At 57.3% G+C, this 17,415-nt stretch carries 15 protein-coding genes and 1 pseudogene; 5 read left to right on the plus strand and 11 right to left on the minus strand.

Going from position 1 to position 17,415, the window contains the following annotated elements; translation table 11 throughout:
* Window positions 1-76 precede the first annotated feature (76 nt).
* Window positions 77-2,281 (plus strand): YccS family putative transporter, encoded by a 2,205-nt coding sequence (gene yccS, locus OM794_RS22765; RefSeq protein WP_226249076.1) that lies wholly within the window; start codon window positions 77-79, stop codon window positions 2,279-2,281.
* Between the two features lie 9 nt (window positions 2,282-2,290).
* Here yccS and recG read toward each other — a convergent pair.
* Window positions 2,291-4,365, minus strand: a pseudogene (gene recG / locus OM794_RS22770) (ATP-dependent DNA helicase RecG).
* Window positions 4,362-5,291, minus strand: coding sequence for a hydrogen peroxide-inducible genes activator (locus OM794_RS22775; protein ID WP_088698301.1), 930 nt, complete (start codon window positions 5,289-5,291; stop codon window positions 4,362-4,364). The pseudogene recG and the gene OM794_RS22775 overlap by 4 nt, the downstream one beginning before the upstream one ends.
* 168 nt (window positions 5,292-5,459) lie before the next feature.
* Here OM794_RS22775 and OM794_RS22780 point away from each other — a divergent pair, with 168 nt between their 5' ends.
* A complete protein-coding gene (locus tag OM794_RS22780; RefSeq protein WP_226249075.1) occupies window positions 5,460-6,341 on the plus strand; it encodes an SDR family oxidoreductase in 882 nt (293 codons plus the stop codon).
* Between the two features lie 6 nt (window positions 6,342-6,347).
* On the opposite strand, the gene OM794_RS22785 is transcribed toward OM794_RS22780, so the two are convergent.
* The 4 genes from OM794_RS22785 to gmk all read right to left on the minus strand — a co-directional run bounded on the left by OM794_RS22785 (window position 6,348) and on the right by gmk (window position 10,027).
* Window positions 6,348-6,737, minus strand: coding sequence for a RidA family protein (locus tag OM794_RS22785; protein ID WP_022521094.1), 390 nt, complete (start codon window positions 6,735-6,737; stop codon window positions 6,348-6,350).
* Between the two features lie 100 nt (window positions 6,738-6,837).
* A complete protein-coding gene (locus tag OM794_RS22790) occupies window positions 6,838-8,985 on the minus strand; it encodes a RelA/SpoT family protein (RefSeq protein WP_088698299.1) in 2,148 nt (715 codons plus the stop codon).
* A 32-nt stretch (window positions 8,986-9,017) separates the two neighbouring features.
* The gene (gene rpoZ / locus OM794_RS22795) at window positions 9,018-9,275 is read right to left on the minus strand and encodes a DNA-directed RNA polymerase subunit omega (RefSeq protein ID WP_007112267.1); all 258 of its coding nucleotides are present in this window, start codon (window positions 9,273-9,275) and stop codon (window positions 9,018-9,020) included.
* Window positions 9,276-9,394: 119 nt separating this feature from the next.
* On the minus strand, window positions 9,395-10,027 hold the full coding sequence (gene gmk / locus OM794_RS22800; protein WP_226249073.1) for a guanylate kinase: 633 nt from the start codon (window positions 10,025-10,027) through the stop codon (window positions 9,395-9,397).
* Between the two features lie 151 nt (window positions 10,028-10,178).
* Here gmk and OM794_RS22805 point away from each other — a divergent pair, with 151 nt between their 5' ends.
* Entirely contained in the window at window positions 10,179-10,874 is a 696-nt protein-coding gene (locus tag OM794_RS22805; RefSeq protein WP_226249071.1) for an extensin family protein, read from the plus strand.
* A 15-nt stretch (window positions 10,875-10,889) separates the two neighbouring features.
* On the opposite strand, the gene OM794_RS22810 is transcribed toward OM794_RS22805, so the two are convergent.
* Entirely contained in the window at window positions 10,890-11,141 is a 252-nt protein-coding gene (locus OM794_RS22810) for a hypothetical protein (protein WP_226249070.1), read from the minus strand.
* Window positions 11,142-11,243: 102 nt separating this feature from the next.
* Entirely contained in the window at window positions 11,244-12,473 is a 1,230-nt protein-coding gene (locus OM794_RS22815) for an MFS transporter (RefSeq protein WP_226249069.1), read from the minus strand.
* 197 nt (window positions 12,474-12,670) lie between these two features.
* Here OM794_RS22815 and OM794_RS22820 point away from each other — a divergent pair, with 197 nt between their 5' ends.
* Window positions 12,671-13,282: a DNA-3-methyladenine glycosylase family protein gene (locus OM794_RS22820; RefSeq protein ID WP_226249068.1), complete on the plus strand. Its 612-nt coding sequence runs from the start codon at window positions 12,671-12,673 to the stop codon at window positions 13,280-13,282.
* A 19-nt stretch (window positions 13,283-13,301) separates the two neighbouring features.
* Here the strand turns inward: OM794_RS22820 and OM794_RS22825 are convergent, their stop codons facing one another.
* On the minus strand, window positions 13,302-14,177 hold the full coding sequence (locus OM794_RS22825; RefSeq protein ID WP_226249066.1) for a pirin family protein: 876 nt from the start codon (window positions 14,175-14,177) through the stop codon (window positions 13,302-13,304).
* Between the two features lie 233 nt (window positions 14,178-14,410).
* Window positions 14,411-15,088 (minus strand): FMN-dependent NADH-azoreductase, encoded by a 678-nt coding sequence (locus tag OM794_RS22830; protein ID WP_226249065.1) that lies wholly within the window; start codon window positions 15,086-15,088, stop codon window positions 14,411-14,413.
* 144 nt (window positions 15,089-15,232) lie between these two features.
* On the opposite strand from OM794_RS22830, the gene OM794_RS22835 reads away from it, so the two are divergent.
* The gene (locus OM794_RS22835; protein ID WP_226249064.1) at window positions 15,233-16,156 is read left to right on the plus strand and encodes a LysR substrate-binding domain-containing protein; all 924 of its coding nucleotides are present in this window, start codon (window positions 15,233-15,235) and stop codon (window positions 16,154-16,156) included.
* A 201-nt stretch (window positions 16,157-16,357) separates the two neighbouring features.
* On the opposite strand, the gene OM794_RS22840 is transcribed toward OM794_RS22835, so the two are convergent.
* A complete protein-coding gene (locus OM794_RS22840; protein ID WP_226249063.1) occupies window positions 16,358-17,398 on the minus strand; it encodes a zinc-dependent alcohol dehydrogenase family protein in 1,041 nt (346 codons plus the stop codon).
* Window positions 17,399-17,415 lie beyond the last annotated feature (17 nt).

The following is a 17,415-nucleotide window of genomic DNA, read 5'->3' on the forward strand; positions in this document are numbered from 1 at the left end:
GCGTTGAGAGCAGAGGTGGCGACATCCAGCGCCAACACGTTATACTAAAGTCTAATAATCACTTATAAGAGTCTCTATGCCCATTTCTTTGCCGCTACGGCGCCTTTGGACACTGGATAAATTCGCCTACAGTCTGCGCGTTTTTATAGCGTTCAGCGGTGCATTGCTGTTCAGCGGCCTAATGGGCGATGTGGCGCTGGTCATCCCACTTTTCTTAGGCATTATCGCCTGCGCGCTGTCTGAAACCGACGACAGCTGGCAAGGGCGGCTGCAAGCGCTGCTGGTAACGCTGGTCTGTTTTACCTCGGCTTCCTTTATTGTCCAGTGGTTATTTCCCTGGCCTTGGCTATTTGTAGTGGGATTGGGGCTTTCGACCTTTTGTCTGATCATGCTCGGCGCCATCGGCCAGCGCTACGCGACGATTGCCTCAGGTACGCTGATTCTATCCATCTATTCGATGATCAATATCGAGCAGCATGGTGGCGTAGATGGCGACGTAGCGGCACGCCAACTGCTGCTGTTGGCCGGGGCAGCCTGGTATGGGCTGATTTCAGTGGTGTGGTGCGCGCTGTTTTCCCGCCAACCGGTCAAACAGAGCATGGCACGGGTGTACAAAGCGCTGGGTGAACTCTTGGTTTTGAAGTCAGCGCTGTTTGAGCCCGTGAGAGGTGTCGATGTTGAAGCGCGTCGGGTGGCGCTAGCCCGCCAGAATGGCCAAGTCGTTGCTGCGCTTAATCAAGCCAAAGAGATGATTTTCAGGCGCTTAGAGGGGCAGCGCGGCGATCAAAAGCTTAACCGCTACCTGCGTATCTACTTTATCGCCCAGGATATTCACGAGCGTGCCAGTTCCACCCACTACCCCTATAGCGCGCTCAGCAAGGCTTTTTTCCACCACGATGTGCTGTTTCGCTGCCAGCGGCTGCTGGATCAACAGGGGCGCTCCTGCCGTCAGCTAGCCAAATCGCTGCTACTCAATAGACCTTTTGATCACCAGCAGAGCGAAGAGGCCCTGGCCGACCTTCACGCTTCCATCGAAAACCTGCGCGACCAGGGCAAGCCCGAATGGCGCCCGCTGCTCTACCCGCTCAGCGCGCTGGCAGAGAACCTGGCCACGCTGGAAAACCAGCTCGCCAGCGCACACAATCCTGGTGTCAGCGATGAGCGGCGCGACAGTTCACTGTATGACCGCTCACCATCCAGTTTGCTCGAAGCGTGGAGGCGGGTGCGCCTCAACTTTACCCTTGGCTCCCCCACCTTTCGCCACGCGGTGCGGCTCTCTATTGCCCTCACCACTGGCTATGGGCTAATGCAGTGGATTGACCCTGAGCAGGGCTTCTGGATTCTGCTGACCACGCTGTTTGTTTGCCGGCCCAACTTTGCCACCACGCGGCGATTTTTGTCACAGCGGATTATGGGCACGGTATTGGGCCTGACGGTGGGGTGGGCGTCGATCAGCCTCTTTCCGCACCCGCTGGTGCAGAGCATGATCGCCGTGGCCGCCGGGGTTTCCTTCTTCGCTAACCGCGAAAAACACTATGTCATCGCTACCGCCTCCATCACTCTGCTGGTGCTGTGCAGCTTCAATCAAGTAGGCGACGGCTACGACCTGATCCTGCCGCGGCTACTCGACACCCTGCTTGGCTCACTCATCGCAGGCTTAGCGGTGTTTTTTATTCTGCCCGACTGGCAGGGGCGCAGGCTCTACCGGGAAGCGGCCAATACGCTGAATAACCACCGCCGCTACCTGGAAGAGATTATCCACCAGTACGAGGAGGGCAAACAGGATGATCTTGCCTATCGCCTAGCGCGGCGCAATGCCCATAACGCCGACGCGGCGCTCTCCACCCTGCTCACCAATATGCTCCATGAACCGGGACATTACCGAAAACTGGACGCGGACAACGGGCTGCGCTTTCTGGTGCTCTCCAACACCCTGCTCAGTCATCTCTCGGCATTGGGCGCCCATCGCCACCAGTTAGCTGACGATGAAGACGACGCCACGCTAGTGCCGGTAGCAAAACGTATTGGTGAGTTGTTGGGACAAATCGCCGCGCGATTAAACCAGCGCCAGCCAGTTGAGCCACTAGCGGATCAAGCTGCCGAGTTATTAGCCCAGCTAGAAGAGAAAAGTGCGCTATCCGCAGATGAAAAAGCCGTTACTCTCTACCGCCCTATCCAGAGCCAGCTGCGCCTTATTACCGAGCAACTCGCCCCGCTGGGCGAAGCCGCTAATCGGTTGGTGGGAAGTGAAGAGCACGCGCCAAGCACGGCTAGCGCCTAACCAAACTCACTACACCTGCCCATAACGCCCTGCCGCTTCGCCAAGCCAGCGGCGTACCAGCACGGCGGTGATGTCAGGGTTGCCTTGTAGCGTTTGGGCCATGGCCGTAACCCGCTCTAGCAGGTCGGCATCGCGCTCAAGGTCGGCAATTTTCATCTGCGCAAGGCCGGTTTGACGGGTGCCGAGGACTTCGCCGGGGCCGCGGATTTCAAGGTCTTTCTCGGCGATGCGGAAGCCGTCGGTGGTTTCGCGCATCACTGCCAAGCGTTGGCGGGAGCTTTTTGATAGCGGCGGATGGTAGAGCAGCACACAGAAGCTTTCCGTGCTGCCGCGACCTACCCGGCCACGTAGCTGGTGCAGCTGGGAAAGTCCCAGTCGCTCCGGGTTTTCGATAATCATCAGGCTGGCGTTGGGCACATCCACCCCTACTTCGATTACCGTAGTGGCGACCAGTAGATCCAGCTCTCCTTCTTTAAAGGCAGTCATCACCTCAGCTTTTTCGCTCGATTTCATGCGCCCGTGAACCAACCCCACCGCCAGCTCAGGCAGGGCGACGGTGAGCTCGTCGCGGGTGACTTCGGCGGCCTGACACTGCAGTACCTCGGACTCATCGATCAAGGTGCATACCCAGTAGGCCTGGCGGCCTTCGCTGCAGGCTAGCCGAATGCGCTCCACCACTTCCGGGCGGCGTTCGTCGGGCACTACCACGGTTTTTACCGGCGTACGCCCCGGGGGCAGCTCGTCGATGACCGACACATCCAAATCTGCATAGGCGCTCATGGCCAGGGTGCGGGGGATCGGCGTGGCGGTCATAATCAGCTGATGCGGCGTTAGCCGCCCGCCTCGCCCTTCTCGCGCAGCGCCAGGCGCTGATGCACGCCAAAGCGGTGCTGCTCGTCAATAATCGCCAGCCCTAAACACTGGAAGTGAACGTCATCCTGAAACAGCGCGTGGGTGCCCACCACCATGCGCGCGCGGCCATCGGCGATCGCCGCCTTGGCATCCAGCCGCGCTTTACCTTTGAGCTTGCCCGCCAGCCAAGCCACTTCGATGCCCAGCGGCTCAAACCAGGCTTTAAACGAGCGGTAGTGCTGCTCTGCGAGGATTTCCGTCGGCGCCATGATCGCCGCTTGGCAGTTGCCCGCCAGGGCGCTCAGCGCGGCCATGGCGGCGACAACGGTCTTGCCCGAGCCGACATCGCCTTGAATCAGCCGCAGCATCGGCGCCGGGCGGCTTAAATCGTGGCCGATCTCCTCCAGAACGCGGCGCTGAGCACCGGTTAAGGCAAACGGCAATTGGGCCAAAAAGCGCGCCTGCAAGCTGCGCCCAGAGGGCAACGTCGGCGCGCCATCCGCCTGAATACGCAGGCGCACTTCGCGCAGACTTAACTGGTGGGCGAGCAGCTCCTCCAGCGCCAGCCTGCGCGTGGCCGGGTGCTGACCGCTGGTCAACTGTTCGATATTCACATCAGGCGGTGGCTGGTGCAGTAAATGCAGGCTGGCGTGGAGGCCCGGTAGCTGAAAGCGCTGAAGAAGGGTATTGGGTATGACGTCGGGCAAGGCTTCAGGAGCCTCGTCCAGATAACCCAGCGCCTGCTGCGCCAGGGCGCGTAACCGCGGCTGGTTCAAGCCTTCGGTAGTAGGATAAATAGGCGTGAAGTACTCCTCTACCGGGGTTTCACTGCCACTCAGGCGATACTCAGGGTGGTAGATCTCTAAACCGGTCGCACCGGCCCGCGCTTCACCAAACGCTCGCACGGTGGCGCCAGGACGCAGCTGTTGCTGCTGGGCAGGCGAGAAGTGAAAAAAGCGCAGGCTCAAAATACCGCTGGCATCGCGCAGGCGCACCAGCAGGCTACGACGGCGCCCTTTGACCACATCGCAAGCGGTCACTTCGCCCTCTATTACCGCTTCTTGGCCAGCGCGTAGCAGGCCAATCGGCGTCAGCCGCGTACGATCCTGATAGCGTAGCGGCAGATGAAACAGCAGATCGCTCACCCGCTCGATCCCCAACCGGCCAAGTTTCAGCGCCAGCGCTTCGCCTACGCCCTTCAGCGCGGTAATCGGCGCGGAGAGGTCGCTCATGGAGCGCTTTTCACGGCTTTGGCGGGTTGGCGGCAGTGGCTGATCGCCTGTATCAATGCCTCAATGGCCTTGGGGCGAGGAAAACTTGCCCGCCAGGCGATCGCCACGGTGCGCGACGGCGCTGGCTCCACAAAGGGTCGGCTGACCAGCATGGCATTTTCGTATTGGTCGGTGCCGAGTGCAGATTGCGGCAATACGGTGATGCCCAACCGGGAGGCCACCATATGGCGAATGGTCTCGAGCGAGCCGCCTTCGGCGATCAGCGTATTATTGGGGCTATTAAGCTTTTGGGTAATCGCCGGGCAAGCTTCCAGAATTTGATCCCGAAAGCAGTGGCCTTCGCCAAGCAGCAACAATCGCTCTTCGAGCAAGTCCTCTTTATTGATCGCTTCCCGCTCGACCCAGGGGTGGTTGGCAGGAATGAGTACTTCAAAGGCTTCGTCGTAGATCGGCTTGGTCACCACATCGGTTTCGGTAAACGGCAGGGCGACAATAATCACATCCAGCTCGCCGCTTCTTAGCTTGCCACGCAGGGTGCCGGTCATGCCCTCTTCAATGTACAGCGGCATCTGCGGGGCTGCGCTAGCCAGGGCTGGCACTAGATGGGGAAACAGATAGGGCCCAATGGTGTAAATCGCCCCTATGCGCAGCGGGTTGGCCAACTGATCCTTGCCCGCACTGGCGAGCTGAAAAATCAGGCTGCTCTGCTCTAGCACACGCTGGGCCTGGGCGACGATCTTTTCACCCAGCGGGGTAACCTGTACGGTGGATTTGGATCGCTCAAACAGCGGTGTTTCGAGCTCTTCTTCCAGCTTTTTCACCGCCACCGATAGTGTGGGCTGCGAAACGTGGCAGCGCTCTGCCGCGCGGCCAAAGTGGCGCTCCTGGGCGAGGGTTACGATGTAGCGAAGTTCTGTTAAAGTCATAGCGGTGCCAGTGGCATCCTCTCGTAGCAGCGTGTGACTAACAAAGTGGCAGTCAGCGGGATGGAAAAGGACTAGCAAGCTCTGCCGTCGGTTTTCTTATCCGACAATCTCATATCTAGTAGAGACTTTGCATCTAATAGGGAATATTAATCAAGAGGAGTGAGCACGGTGAAGCTAACCGTACTGATTATCGGCTGTGGCGATATAGGGATCAACCTTGGGCGTGAGTTACTCGAGGAAGGGCACGAGGTGATAGGCCTACGGCGTAATGTGGAAGCCTTAAAAGGCACCGGCATTAAACCGCTGGCGTTAGACCTGGATAGCCTTGAAGATGCCGATGCCAAAAGCCTGCCCCAAGCTGACTATGTGGTGTATACCGTCAGCGCTGACCGTTTCGAAGAGAGCGCCTATCAAAGCGCCTACCCTGAAGGCTTAAAACGTGTGCTGGGCGTGATGGAACAGCACAAAACACCTCCGCGCCGGGTGTTTTTTGTTTCTTCGACCAGTGTACACGGCCAGCAGGAGGGCGAAGTGGTCAATGAAGAGAGCCCCACTGACTCCACGAGCTTCTCGGGCATACTGATGCGCGAAGCCGAACAGGCGCTAATCAATCACTCCCTGCCCGGCACTGTGATTCGCTTTTCCGGCATTTATGGGCCAGGCCGCGACCGGCTGATTCATCAGGTGGCTGAAGGCCGTGTGGCCGCGATCACGCCAGTGGTTTACTCCAATCGCATTCACCGCGACGACTGCACCGGCATTATTGCTCACCTGATTCGTTATCAGGAGCGGGGGGAGACGCTGGCGGAAATCTACCTGGGTAGCGACTGCGAACCGGTCACCATGCATAACGTCATGATGTGGCTGGCCGAGCAGCTTAACGTCGAAGCTACCGAGACCATGCAGTCGCCTTTACGTCGGCGCACTAGCAAACGCTGCGATAACCAGCGCATATTGAGCACTGGTTATCAGTTCCGCTTCCCCAGCTACCGCGAAGGCTATGCACAGGTACTCAAAGAGGGCGGCTTTCTAGAGCTAAATAAAGCCTAGAGCGACCTAGTCACCGATAACCATCACCGCTTCCGCTTCCACCTGGCTGCCTTTGGGCAGCGCTTTAACGCCAACGGCGGCGCGGGCGGGGAAAGGAGCGGTGAAGAACTCTTCCATGACTTGGTTAACAATCGCAAAGTTATCCAAATCCACCAGATACAGATTCAGTTTAACGATATCGCTTAGCGAGCCCGCCGCTTCTTCGCACACTGCTTGCAGATTGGTGAATACTTGGCGTGCCTGGGCTTCAAAATCTTCAGACACAATCGCCATGGTGGCGGGATCAAGCGGAATTTGGCCGGAGAGATACACCGTGTTGCCCGCTTTTATGGCCTGGGAGTAAGGGCCAATAGCCGCAGGGGCTTTGCTGGTGTTGATAACAGCTTTGTTGCTCATAGGTTGGTTCGCTCCTGTAGTAGGTAATACTTAATTATTTGATAATGAAAAATAGCGATCACTGCCAATTTTTTTATCGGTATATCGTTATATAAGGCCGTTAATTGGCGAGTCGGGTTATCTTGCCAACGTTGGGAAGATTACGGATACGCTTAATAATACGCGCCAAATGCACGCGGCCTTTCACCGACAGGGTCAGATTGACGGTGGAAAGGTGGGCATCACGCTCTTCAATGCCAATCCGCTCAATATTGGCATCGGCATCGGTGACCAGCCCGGCAAGCTCTGCGACTAACCCGCGGCGGCTCTCAATCTCGATACGCAGCGCGACCGGGAAGTCTTCATCAATAGTGTCCGACCACTCCAGCGCGAAGAGCTTGTCAGGGTCGTTTTTATCGGCGAAGTTCTTATCCACCACGTTTTTACACTCGGCGCGATGCACCACCAAGCCTTTACCCGTGGAAAGGTGGCCCACCACCGGATCGCCCGGCAGCGGGTGGCAGCAGCGCGCAAAGTTAAGCACCATGCCTTCACTGCCGCTGATCATCACGGCTTTGCTACCGTCAACGCCTGCAGGATGCTCATAGGTCTCATCACCATGGGCGGCATCCACCAGGCGGCGAGCCACCACGTGGGTCATACGGTTACCCAGCCCTAGCGACTCCAATAGCGACTCTTCGGAAGTCACATCCAGCTCTTTGAAGGCCCGCTTGAGGACACTCTCATCCAGCTCTTCCAGGCTGGTATCGAAGGGCGCCAGCGCTTTATTGAGTAATCGCCGACCCAGCATGATCGCTTCTGTCTGCTGCTGATATTTTAGCGCGTGACGAATAGCTGAACGCGCCTTTGCCGTGGTCACAAAGTTAAGCCAGGCGAGATTTGGCTTAGCACCAGGGGCCGTAATAATTTCCAGTGTCTGGCCACTCTCCAAGCGCGTCGAAAGCGGTGCCAGGTGGCGGTCAATACGGCAGGCGATGCAGTTATTGCCGATATCCGTATGCACGGAGTAGGCGAAGTCGATTACAGTCGCGCCCTGGGGGAGCTCCATAATGTCGCCTTTCGGCGTGAACACATAGATATCGTCAGGAAACAGGTCGTTTTTAACGTGTTCGATAAACTCCAGCGAGTCACCAGCGTGACGCTGCATTTCCAGCAGCCCTTTCACCCAGGCGCGGGCGCGGGCGTGGCTGCCTTCGGCAATCGGATGCGAGGTCTGGCCCGCCTTGTAAAGCCAGTGGGCGGCGATACCGTTATTGGCCATCGCTTCCATTTCGCGGGTGCGTATCTGCACTTCAATGGGCATACCCCGGGAACCAAACAGGGTGGTATGCAGGCTCTGGTAACCGTTGGCCTTGGGGATCGCAATATAGTCTTTAAAACGCCCCGGCACCGGCTTATAGAGGTTATGCACAACGCCTAAAATACGGTAGCAGCTGGCCACATCTTCGGTAATGATGCGAAAACCAAATACATCCATGATTTCGGCAAAGGGCTTACGCTGGTCGCGCATCTTTTTATAGATCGACAGCAGATGCTTTTGGCGGCCGACCACCGTGCCGTTAAGCGCGTCGTCATCCAGGCTCTTTTGCAGCGAAGACTGTATTTCGCGCATAGCGCTGCGCCGATGCCCCCGCGCACTGGCAACGGCGCGTTTGATACGCTCCGCGCGCATAGGGTGAATCGCTTGAAAGGAGAGGTCCTCAAGCTCTATACGAATCGTATTGATGCCCAGCCGCCCAGCGATACGTGCATATATTTCCAACGTTTCCCGGGCGATGCGGCGCTTTTTATCCGGCCTTAGAGCGCCCAGGGTTCGCATATTATGCAACCGGTCAGCCAGTTTAACGATGATGACGCGAATATCCCGCGACATCGCCAGCACCATTTTCTGGAAGTTCTCCGCCTGGGCGACGGCTTTGTCTTCAAAGGTGATTTGGGTAAGTTTGGATACCCCGTCCACCAGTTCGGCTACCGGTTTACCAAACTGGGCCTCCAGTGCTTTTTTGGAAACCCCGGTATCTTCGATAACGTCGTGCAGCATGGCGGCCATCAGGCTTTGATGATCCATGTGCATATTGGCAAGAATATTCGCCACCGCAAGCGGGTGGGTGACGTAGGGCTCGCCGGAACGCCGCCGCTGGCCGTCATGGGCCTGCTCAGCGTAGTAAAAGGCGCGTTTGACCTGCTGGATCTCATCCGGGGGTAAATAGCCGCCGAGCCTATCGGCCAGGTCATCAATGGTGAACATCTACCGCGCCTCTATCGGTTTCGTTGAAAACGTTAGTCGTCGATATGAGTAGGCGCCATCGCTGGGCGCGGACGAACAGCGGCTTCAACGGGCTCGTCGAGCACAGTGTGATCGACCAGGCCTGCGGCAATTTCACGCAGCGCCATCACCGTGGGTTTATCGTTTTCCCAGGGTAGCAGCGCATCACGAGAACCGCGTGCCAGCTGGCGAGCCCGCTGGGTGGAAATCATTACCAGCTTGAAACGGTTTTCAACATTTTCAAGACAATCTTCAACGGTTACGCGAGCCATGGGAGCCTTCCTGTTATGACGGAACCGGGCCGACGCCGTTAAGAAGTTGAAAACGGCATCGACCCAGCGGAAAAAACGCATTTAAAGCCGTATTTAAAAACACGGTAGAACCGAATAGATTACTCGACCGTAGGCGCCTGTGACAAGAGTGCAGCCAACAGCGGCGCGTGGCGCTCGCTCATTACCGGAAGGCTTAAGCGACGGCTGATCACCAGCGACTGTAACTCCTGCAGCGCCGTGGTGAAGTCATCGTTAACAACGAGGTAATCATATTCATGGTAATGAGACATTTCACTCACCGCATCGCGCATACGCCGGGCAATCACCGCATGCTCGTCGGTGCCGCGGCTAGCAAGGCGCCGCTCAAGCTCGTTGCGGGAAGGCGGCAGAATAAAAATCGATACCGCATCAGGCATTTGTGCGCGTACCTGCTGGGCGCCCTGCCAATCGATTTCGAGGATGACGTCCTGCCCCGCAGCCAGCAATACCTCTACCGCCTGGCGCGAGGTGCCGTAGTAATTATCAAATACTTTGGCATACTCAAAGAATTCACCCCGCGTGATCATCGCTTCAAACTCGGCCACATTGGTGAAATGGTAATTCACGCCATCCACCTCACCCTCACGCTTGGCACGCGTGGTATGCGACACCGATACTTGAATCCCATCCAGGCTTTCGATTAGCTCGCGCACCAAGCTAGTCTTGCCAGCACCCGACGGGGCAGAAACGATAAACAGCGTACCTTGGGACATGAAGTACTTTCCCTTCAGTTAGCGAAAAATAAGTGGCGGAATACGAAGTAAAAGCAAGTTGAGCGACTGCAGCAGAGCAGTAAAGCTGCGCAGTATCGCACACCCAGCGCGACGACTGTAGCGTTTGGCGATGACATACAGGGAGGTAGGCATGCGCAGTACGCTATTTATTTTAGCCTTGATTGGATTGGGCGTAGCCCTGCAAAAAGGCATCATTGAGATTCCCCGCCACTGGGCGCCCTGGGCACCTCTGCATATTGATGACCCTATCACTCCAGTGACTAAACTTAAGCTAAGCCGCCTAGCGGATGACCGTGAGGGCTGTTTAGCGGCATTAGATACCGTTCCTGATGGCGAACTTAGCTACATGCCGTTAGCAGATTACTCCCCTACGGCAAGCTGCCCGCTTACCAATGTCGTGCGCCTGCAAGCCAGCGGCGTTTCTTTTAACCAGAGTTTTGTGGCGACCTGCCCCTTGGCGCTGGCCTGGGTCATGTATGAACGCCATGCGTTACAGCCTGCAGCGGAAGAGATTATGAGTAGCCGGGTAAATCAGGTTAACCACGTGGGTAGTTTTGCCTGCCGTAATGTTTACGGGCGTGAGACCGGCCGACGCAGCGAACACGCCACCGCCGAAGCGCTGGATGTAACGGGGTTTCAATTTGAGAATGGGCAGCGCATTACACTGATCAACCATTGGAATGATGAGGGCGAGGTGGGTGAGTTCTTAAGGGCCGCCCGTGACGGGGCCTGCGATACCTTTGGCAATGTGTTAGGGCCTGACTACAACGCCGCGCATGCCGACCACTTTCATATGGGCATGCGCGGATTTAGGCTGTGTCGCTAATGGATCAACGCCTACTTATTCCAGGTTGATGTCATCTGCATCCGTGGCGGCCCCCGTTGCAGCACCAACGCCACCGCCGATAACGGCGCCTTGAACGACGCTACCACCGGTCGCGGCGGCGGCACCCGCGCCAACGGCTGCACCAATACCGGCACCGCTAGAGGCACGCTCTCCGGTAGAGGTGCCGCAACCGGCCAAGCCAATGGTTAACGCCATTACCGCGCCGAGTGTCGCTATACGTGTCGAATTCAATACCTGAATCTGCATGGTCATCTCCTTATGGGTTACTGCTCTTACACATTAGAGAGAATTCGACTTTTTAGCCATGTTAATTATCACTGTTCGATAACCATGCAGCGTCAGGCAACATCAGGCACGCTGGGTCACGGCGCCATAGGTACGCTTTTCCAGCCAGCGCCCAGCGGCAAAAATCACCAAGCCGCAGAGCGCCAAACCAGCGCCCACTAGCCCCGTACTCGACCAACTAAAGCCAGCGCTGATCGCAAGCCCGGCAAGCCACGCCCCTAGTGCATTGGCGCCGTTAAAGGCTGCATGGTTAAGGGAGGCCGCCATGGTTTGGGCATCTTCCGCCACATCCATTAAGCGGGTTTGTAGTGAAGGCGCTAACGCCATACTGGTACCCACCAGGCCGACGAACAGCAACCCCGTCCAGACATTATTGGCGGCAAAGTAAAATAGCCCCTGAACCACCCCACACCAGAGCAGGATGGTCGGAATTGCGCGCATCAGGTTTTTATCCGCCATACGCCCGCCGATTAAATTCCCGGCAATCGAGCCCAGGCCAAAGATCACCAATACCAATGGCCCCAGGGCTTCGCTCATACCAGCTTGCTGGGTTAATGTCGGCATCACATAGCTAAAAATAGCGAACATACCGCCGCAGCCGATGCAGGCGAGCGCCAGCGTGACCAAGACACGCTGCTTAAGCAACGCTGTTAGCTCACGTGCTGGGCTTGCAAAGGCATCAACAGGCTGCAGCGGTACATATAGGCGAATCAACAGGGCGGTAAGCAACGCAATGCCTCCAACGCCTGCAAAGGCGATCTGCCAGCCAAACAGATTGCCCATCCAGGTACCCAGCGGTGCACCGATCAAAATCGCTACGGTTAAGCCCAGCATGACGCGGGAAATAGCCCTCGCCCGTTGGTCAATCGGCACCGCCCCCGCCGCCACTAGCGCCGCGATGCCAAAATAGGCGCCGTGGGGCAGGCCAGCCAGAAAACGCAGACCAACAAATGACCAGAACCCCGGCGCCATGGCACTGGCAATATTGCCCGCTGCAAACACCAGCATCAGGATAATTAATAGCAGCCGCCTTGGCACTCGCGCGGCCAGCGCTGAAATCAGCGGCGCGCCGACCACCACGCCCAGGGCGTAGCTGCTTATTGCGTATCCCACTTGCGGCACGGTGACGGCTAAATCACCCGCCACGCGGTTCATCAGGCCCATAATGACGAACTCGCTGGTGCCAATCCCAAAGCCGCCCAGCGCCAACACAAATTCGGCCAGGCGCGGATTACGCGCCAGCCCTTGAGACGACGCCTGATCTTGAGATAACGATGTTGTCGAATCCTGCATGCTTATCTCCTTGGGATACCGCCCTGTCAGTATCTCGATTAGCGCTAAATGATCGCAGGATTAGACGAAAGTAGAAACACGCTGCGTTTAAAAAGTTAGCGGGCGAAGAAGATAATCGAGTAAATAGCAGCCAAGGTTTCACCCTTACCTGCTCGCTTTGCTAGTGTGAAGCTTTTACTTAGACGCGTGAGGCAATAATGACGCCCAAAACCATCGAGCAGGCCATGCAAACCCTCGCCGAGTGCGACTCGGATATTGCCCGCGCCTATCCATTGGTGGGCGCACCTGCCCCACGCCAACGTGACCAGGGCTTTGCGACGTTCTTCTCCACCATCGTTAGCCAACAGCTATCTACCGAAGCGGCTCGAGCGATTATGGGTCGTGTCAATACACTGCTGCCCGAGCTGCATGCCAAGGCAGTGATGGAGGTAGAGGGCCAAGCGCTGCGCGATGCGGGGCTCTCCTGGCGCAAGATCGAGTACGCCAAGGGCCTGGCAGAAGCGGAGCTGGCAGGCACCTTTAGCGCCAATGGGCTTGAACAACTAAGCGACGACGAGGCGATTGCCGCGATTACCCAGCTACGTGGGTTTGGCCGCTGGAGTGCGGAGATCTACCTCATGTTCTCGCTACAACGCCCGGACATTTTCCCCGCTGATGACCTTGCTCTGCGAGTGGCGCTCGGCCGCTTAAAAGGCATGGAGGACAAACCCACGCCTAAGCAAGCCCGCCAGTTGGTGGCGCACTGGTCGCCCTGGCGCAGCGTGGGTTCGCTGTTTCTGTGGCACTACTATCGCGGCGAGCCGTTATAGCGGTCTTATTTAAACAGCACTAGGCGTCTAGACCACCAAACTTACCGTTCTGGTAGTCCTCGACCGCTTGCACGATCTCTTCCCGGGTGTTCATCACAAAGGGGCCGTGGGAGTAGACGGGTTCGTCGATCATATCACCATGGCCAAACAGCAGACGTGCATCGCTGCTGGCTTCAATATCGAGGCTATCGCCGTCGCGATCTACTTCAATAAGATGGTGCGGCTTAACTGACTCGCCGCCTACTGAGACATCGCCGTCCACTACGTAAAGAAACACCTGCCGTCCCGGCGCCACAGGTAGTTGCGCGCGACTACCGGCAGGCAGCCGCAACGTCGACATAAATATCCCCGTTAGCGTTTCGATAGGGCCTGTGTCGCCCTGCCACTCCCCGGCGATCAGATTCAGTTCCCCGCCCCCCGGCAGTGCAATGGAAGGAATCGACTCCTGCTGCAGGCCCACGTAGCGCGGCTCACTCATTTTCAAGCGCGCAGGCAGGTTGACCCATAGCTGTAAAATTTCCAGCGGGCCACCATCGCGCAGAAACTCCGGTGGCGAAATTTCCGCATGCACAATACCGCTGCCCGCGGTCATCCACTGCACGCCGCCCGCATTGATCACGCTTTGATGCCTGGCGCTGTCCGCATGGGCAAGCGAGCCCTCGAGAATAAAGGTCACCGTTTCAAAGCCCCGGTGGGGGTGCGGGCCAAAGGGCAGCCCATGGTTATTAGCCGGGTACGTCTGCGGGCCGTGGTGGTTGAGAAACAGAAACGGATCAAGCTGATCCAGCCCTGGCCCCGGCAGCGGCCGACGAGTGGTTAAATCGCCAATATCATCGCGCTTGGCCGGGTGCTGGGCGATGACACGGCGCACGGCTTGGTTAGTGTTTGCTGGCATAACTTACTCCTTATCAATATCGCCCAGCGTAAAACCTCAGCCCGATGATGAGGAGCGAATAATTTGCCTCGCTTCGTTGCAGGAAATTGATGGGTAATTGCTTTGCCAACATACATCTACTTACTAATACGTAACCGCCTCACCCGTTGAAATTCGCACCCTCTGGGCCCACCGCAACGATAAGCAGGTTCACACACGACGTGTCCTGCTTGCCTTAGCTCACTCATCGGCTTCTATGTAAGAGATCTACCTAGTTCCGCCACCAGTGCCTTTATATTCCTCTCAGCTTGAGCCAGCGACTTCTGCAGGCGTTCATCACCAAATTCGTCATACTCCACTGCAATACCGTGCACTTTATCTATGCCTAGGTAGCCGAACACAGTACGAATATGCGGTTCGACGTGGTTAGCATGGGCCATGCGTTCGCCTGGTTCGTAGCCGTAGTCACCCCGGGAACCCAGCACTACCATCTGTTTGTGCATGTCGGTCAGCATAGGCCAGTAGGGCAGCCCCTGGCGCGAGCGGTCGAAACCGAAGGTGCGCCCGACCCGCACGATATTATCGATATAAGCCTTGAATCCGGCGGGAACGCCGAAGTTATACATTGGCACACCGGCGACAATCACATCGGCTTCCAGCAGCTCATCGACCAGAGTATCGCTCTCAGACAGGGCATCGAGCATCCAGGGCTCGCGTGCCTCCGGCTTGGTGAATGCAGCATGAATCCAGTCGCCGCTAACGGGCCGCGGCGGGTGCTGACCTAGGTCGCGATAGAGGATGCGGTCACCAGGGCGCGCCTGCTGCCATTGTTCGACGAAATGGGCACTGAGGCGCCGGGAGTGGGAACCGTGAGAATCGACACCAGAACGGCCGGGGCGCGCGCTGGCATCTAAGTGAAGTAGATTAGCCATGAAGGAGTCTCCTGTCAGTTAAATTCATCTATGGTGTTGCGTGGATAACAGGATCCTCCACATGACAGCGGTTCGACAAACGATCTATTCTTGAAAGATAGACAAGCTGAATTTGTCTATAAAACATTTACACAAAGGGCCCATATGCATCGACGCCGACTGCCACTCTCCCAACTGCGCGCCTTCGAGGCGGCGGCGCGTCATCGTAGCTTCAAGCAGGCTGCCGAAGAGCTGGCCGTTACACCGGCGGCCATCAGCCATCAGGTGCGCGAACTGGAAGCGCTGCTGGGCGTAGCCTTGTTCGAGCGCCGCATACGCAGGGTGGTGCCAACGCCAGCGGCGGAGCACTTGTTCCCGGTGTTACAACGTGGCTTCGATACCTTCAGCGACGCCCTGGAGGCACTGCGTGAGCAGGGTAATGGCGGCAGTGTCACGCTCTCCTGCACTCCGGCTTTCGCCAGCCAGTGGCTGTTGCCTCGGCTGACCGACTTCCATGCCCAGAACCCCGAGATCGACTTGCGCATTCACGCTAGCGAAGCCCCCCTGGATCTTTCACGTGGTGCTGCGCTGGCGATTCGCTACGGCATGGGCCCTTACCCGGAGCATGAGGTGGACGTATTGGCCGAAGACACTTTTGCCCTGGTAGCTAGCCCGCAGTTGAATCTAAGCGGATACGAAGATTTGAAAACGGTTCGCCATATCGTTTTCGACTGGTACTGCGCTACGCTGGGTCTACCGTCGTGGCAGCACTGGTGCCAGGCCGCGGGCGGCACTATTACCGACCTAGGGCCCAGCCTGATCTTTTCCGACGAGAGCCATGCCATCCAGGCCGCTATCGCTGGCCAGGGTGTGGCATTACTTAGCCTGACCCTGGTAAAGGCGGAACTCGAGCGCAGCGTACTGGAGGTGCCTTTCGGGCCAAACCTGCCCGGGCTGCGCTATCAGTTGGTTCGGCATGCACGTTTCGGCGACCACGCTGCCCTTGAGTCAGTGGCCAAATGGCTGCGAGGGATCTTTGCCGCAGCATCGACTAAAAAGGTATTACCACACATTCCTGTGCGCCCCTGAAAGCCCAGCATGCCAAGCAGAAGCGTAGAGGTGAGCGCCTGTTAGTGAGCCAGCAGGCCTAATCGCCTGCTCCCAGGTGTTTAGGCCGTTAATAGTAGGGACTAAAGATATGCTGGTGGCTTTGCGGTTGATGGTGATCGCCCGGCCTGAGTTTGGAAAAAAACGCCGCCATCCTATAGGGCTAAACGCCAAACCATGATTTCAAAACTCGGTCACCACCGTTACACCCGCCCCTTCAAACTTATCCATATTCATCAGCGCATCAATCGACTGTTCAAGCGTAATCCGCTTGCCAATCAGCTTTTCCGGCGCCAGCTTGCCAGATTGAATCATCGCCAGCATGGCGTCATAACGGTGTGCCTGCATGCCATGGCTGCCGAGTATTTCAAGCTCATTGGCGATCACCTTGCTCATGGGAATAGCGGGGGTGCTGTTCTCAGCCAACATCAGCCCAACCTGAATATGCTTGCCCCGTTTACGCAGGTTGCTGATGGAGTTAAAACAGGTCGTCGGGTGGCCTAGCGCATCCAGGGATACATGAGCGCCTCCCCGGGTGATTTCGGCCACCGCTTCCACCACATTGGCGACCTTGGCGGCATTCACCGTGGCAACGGCACCTAATTGACGGGCTAGATTAAGCGCATCTTCTGAAATATCGATGGCAACCACGTTAGCGCCGATAGCATTGGCAATCATCACGGCAGAAAGACCCACACCACCGCAGCCATGAACCGCCACCCACTGCCCGGCCGATGTTTTCCCCTGATCGACCACCGCCCGAAATGAAGTAACGAAGCGACAGCCCAAGCTGGCGGCCGTTGCAAAATCGAGCGTCTCGGGTAATGCGACTAAATTAACGTCAGCGTAGTGAATACTCACATACTCTGCAAAGGAGCCCCAGTGTGTAAAACCGGGCTGAAACTGGCTATCGCACACCTGATGATTGCCGGAGTGGCACTCTGGGCAAGTGCCGCACCCACCCACGAACGGCACCGTGACGCGGTCGCCAATGCGCCATTTCTGTACGTCTTTACCCACGGCTTCGACTACGCCTGCCAGCTCGTGCCCTGGCACATGGGGTAGCTGGATATCGCTATCGTGCCCCACCCAGCCATGCCAGTCGCTGCGGCACACTCCATTGGCCATTACCTTCACCACCACGCCATGCGACTCAGGCGTAGGGTCAGGCAGGTGTTGAATCTGGGGTGGAGCGGAAAATTGCTCAAAAACAACCGCTTTCATGAGTAACTCCTAGGTGC

Source organism: Halomonas sp. BDJS001, from assembly GCF_026104355.1.
Taxonomy (GTDB): Bacteria; Pseudomonadota; Gammaproteobacteria; order Pseudomonadales; family Halomonadaceae; genus Vreelandella.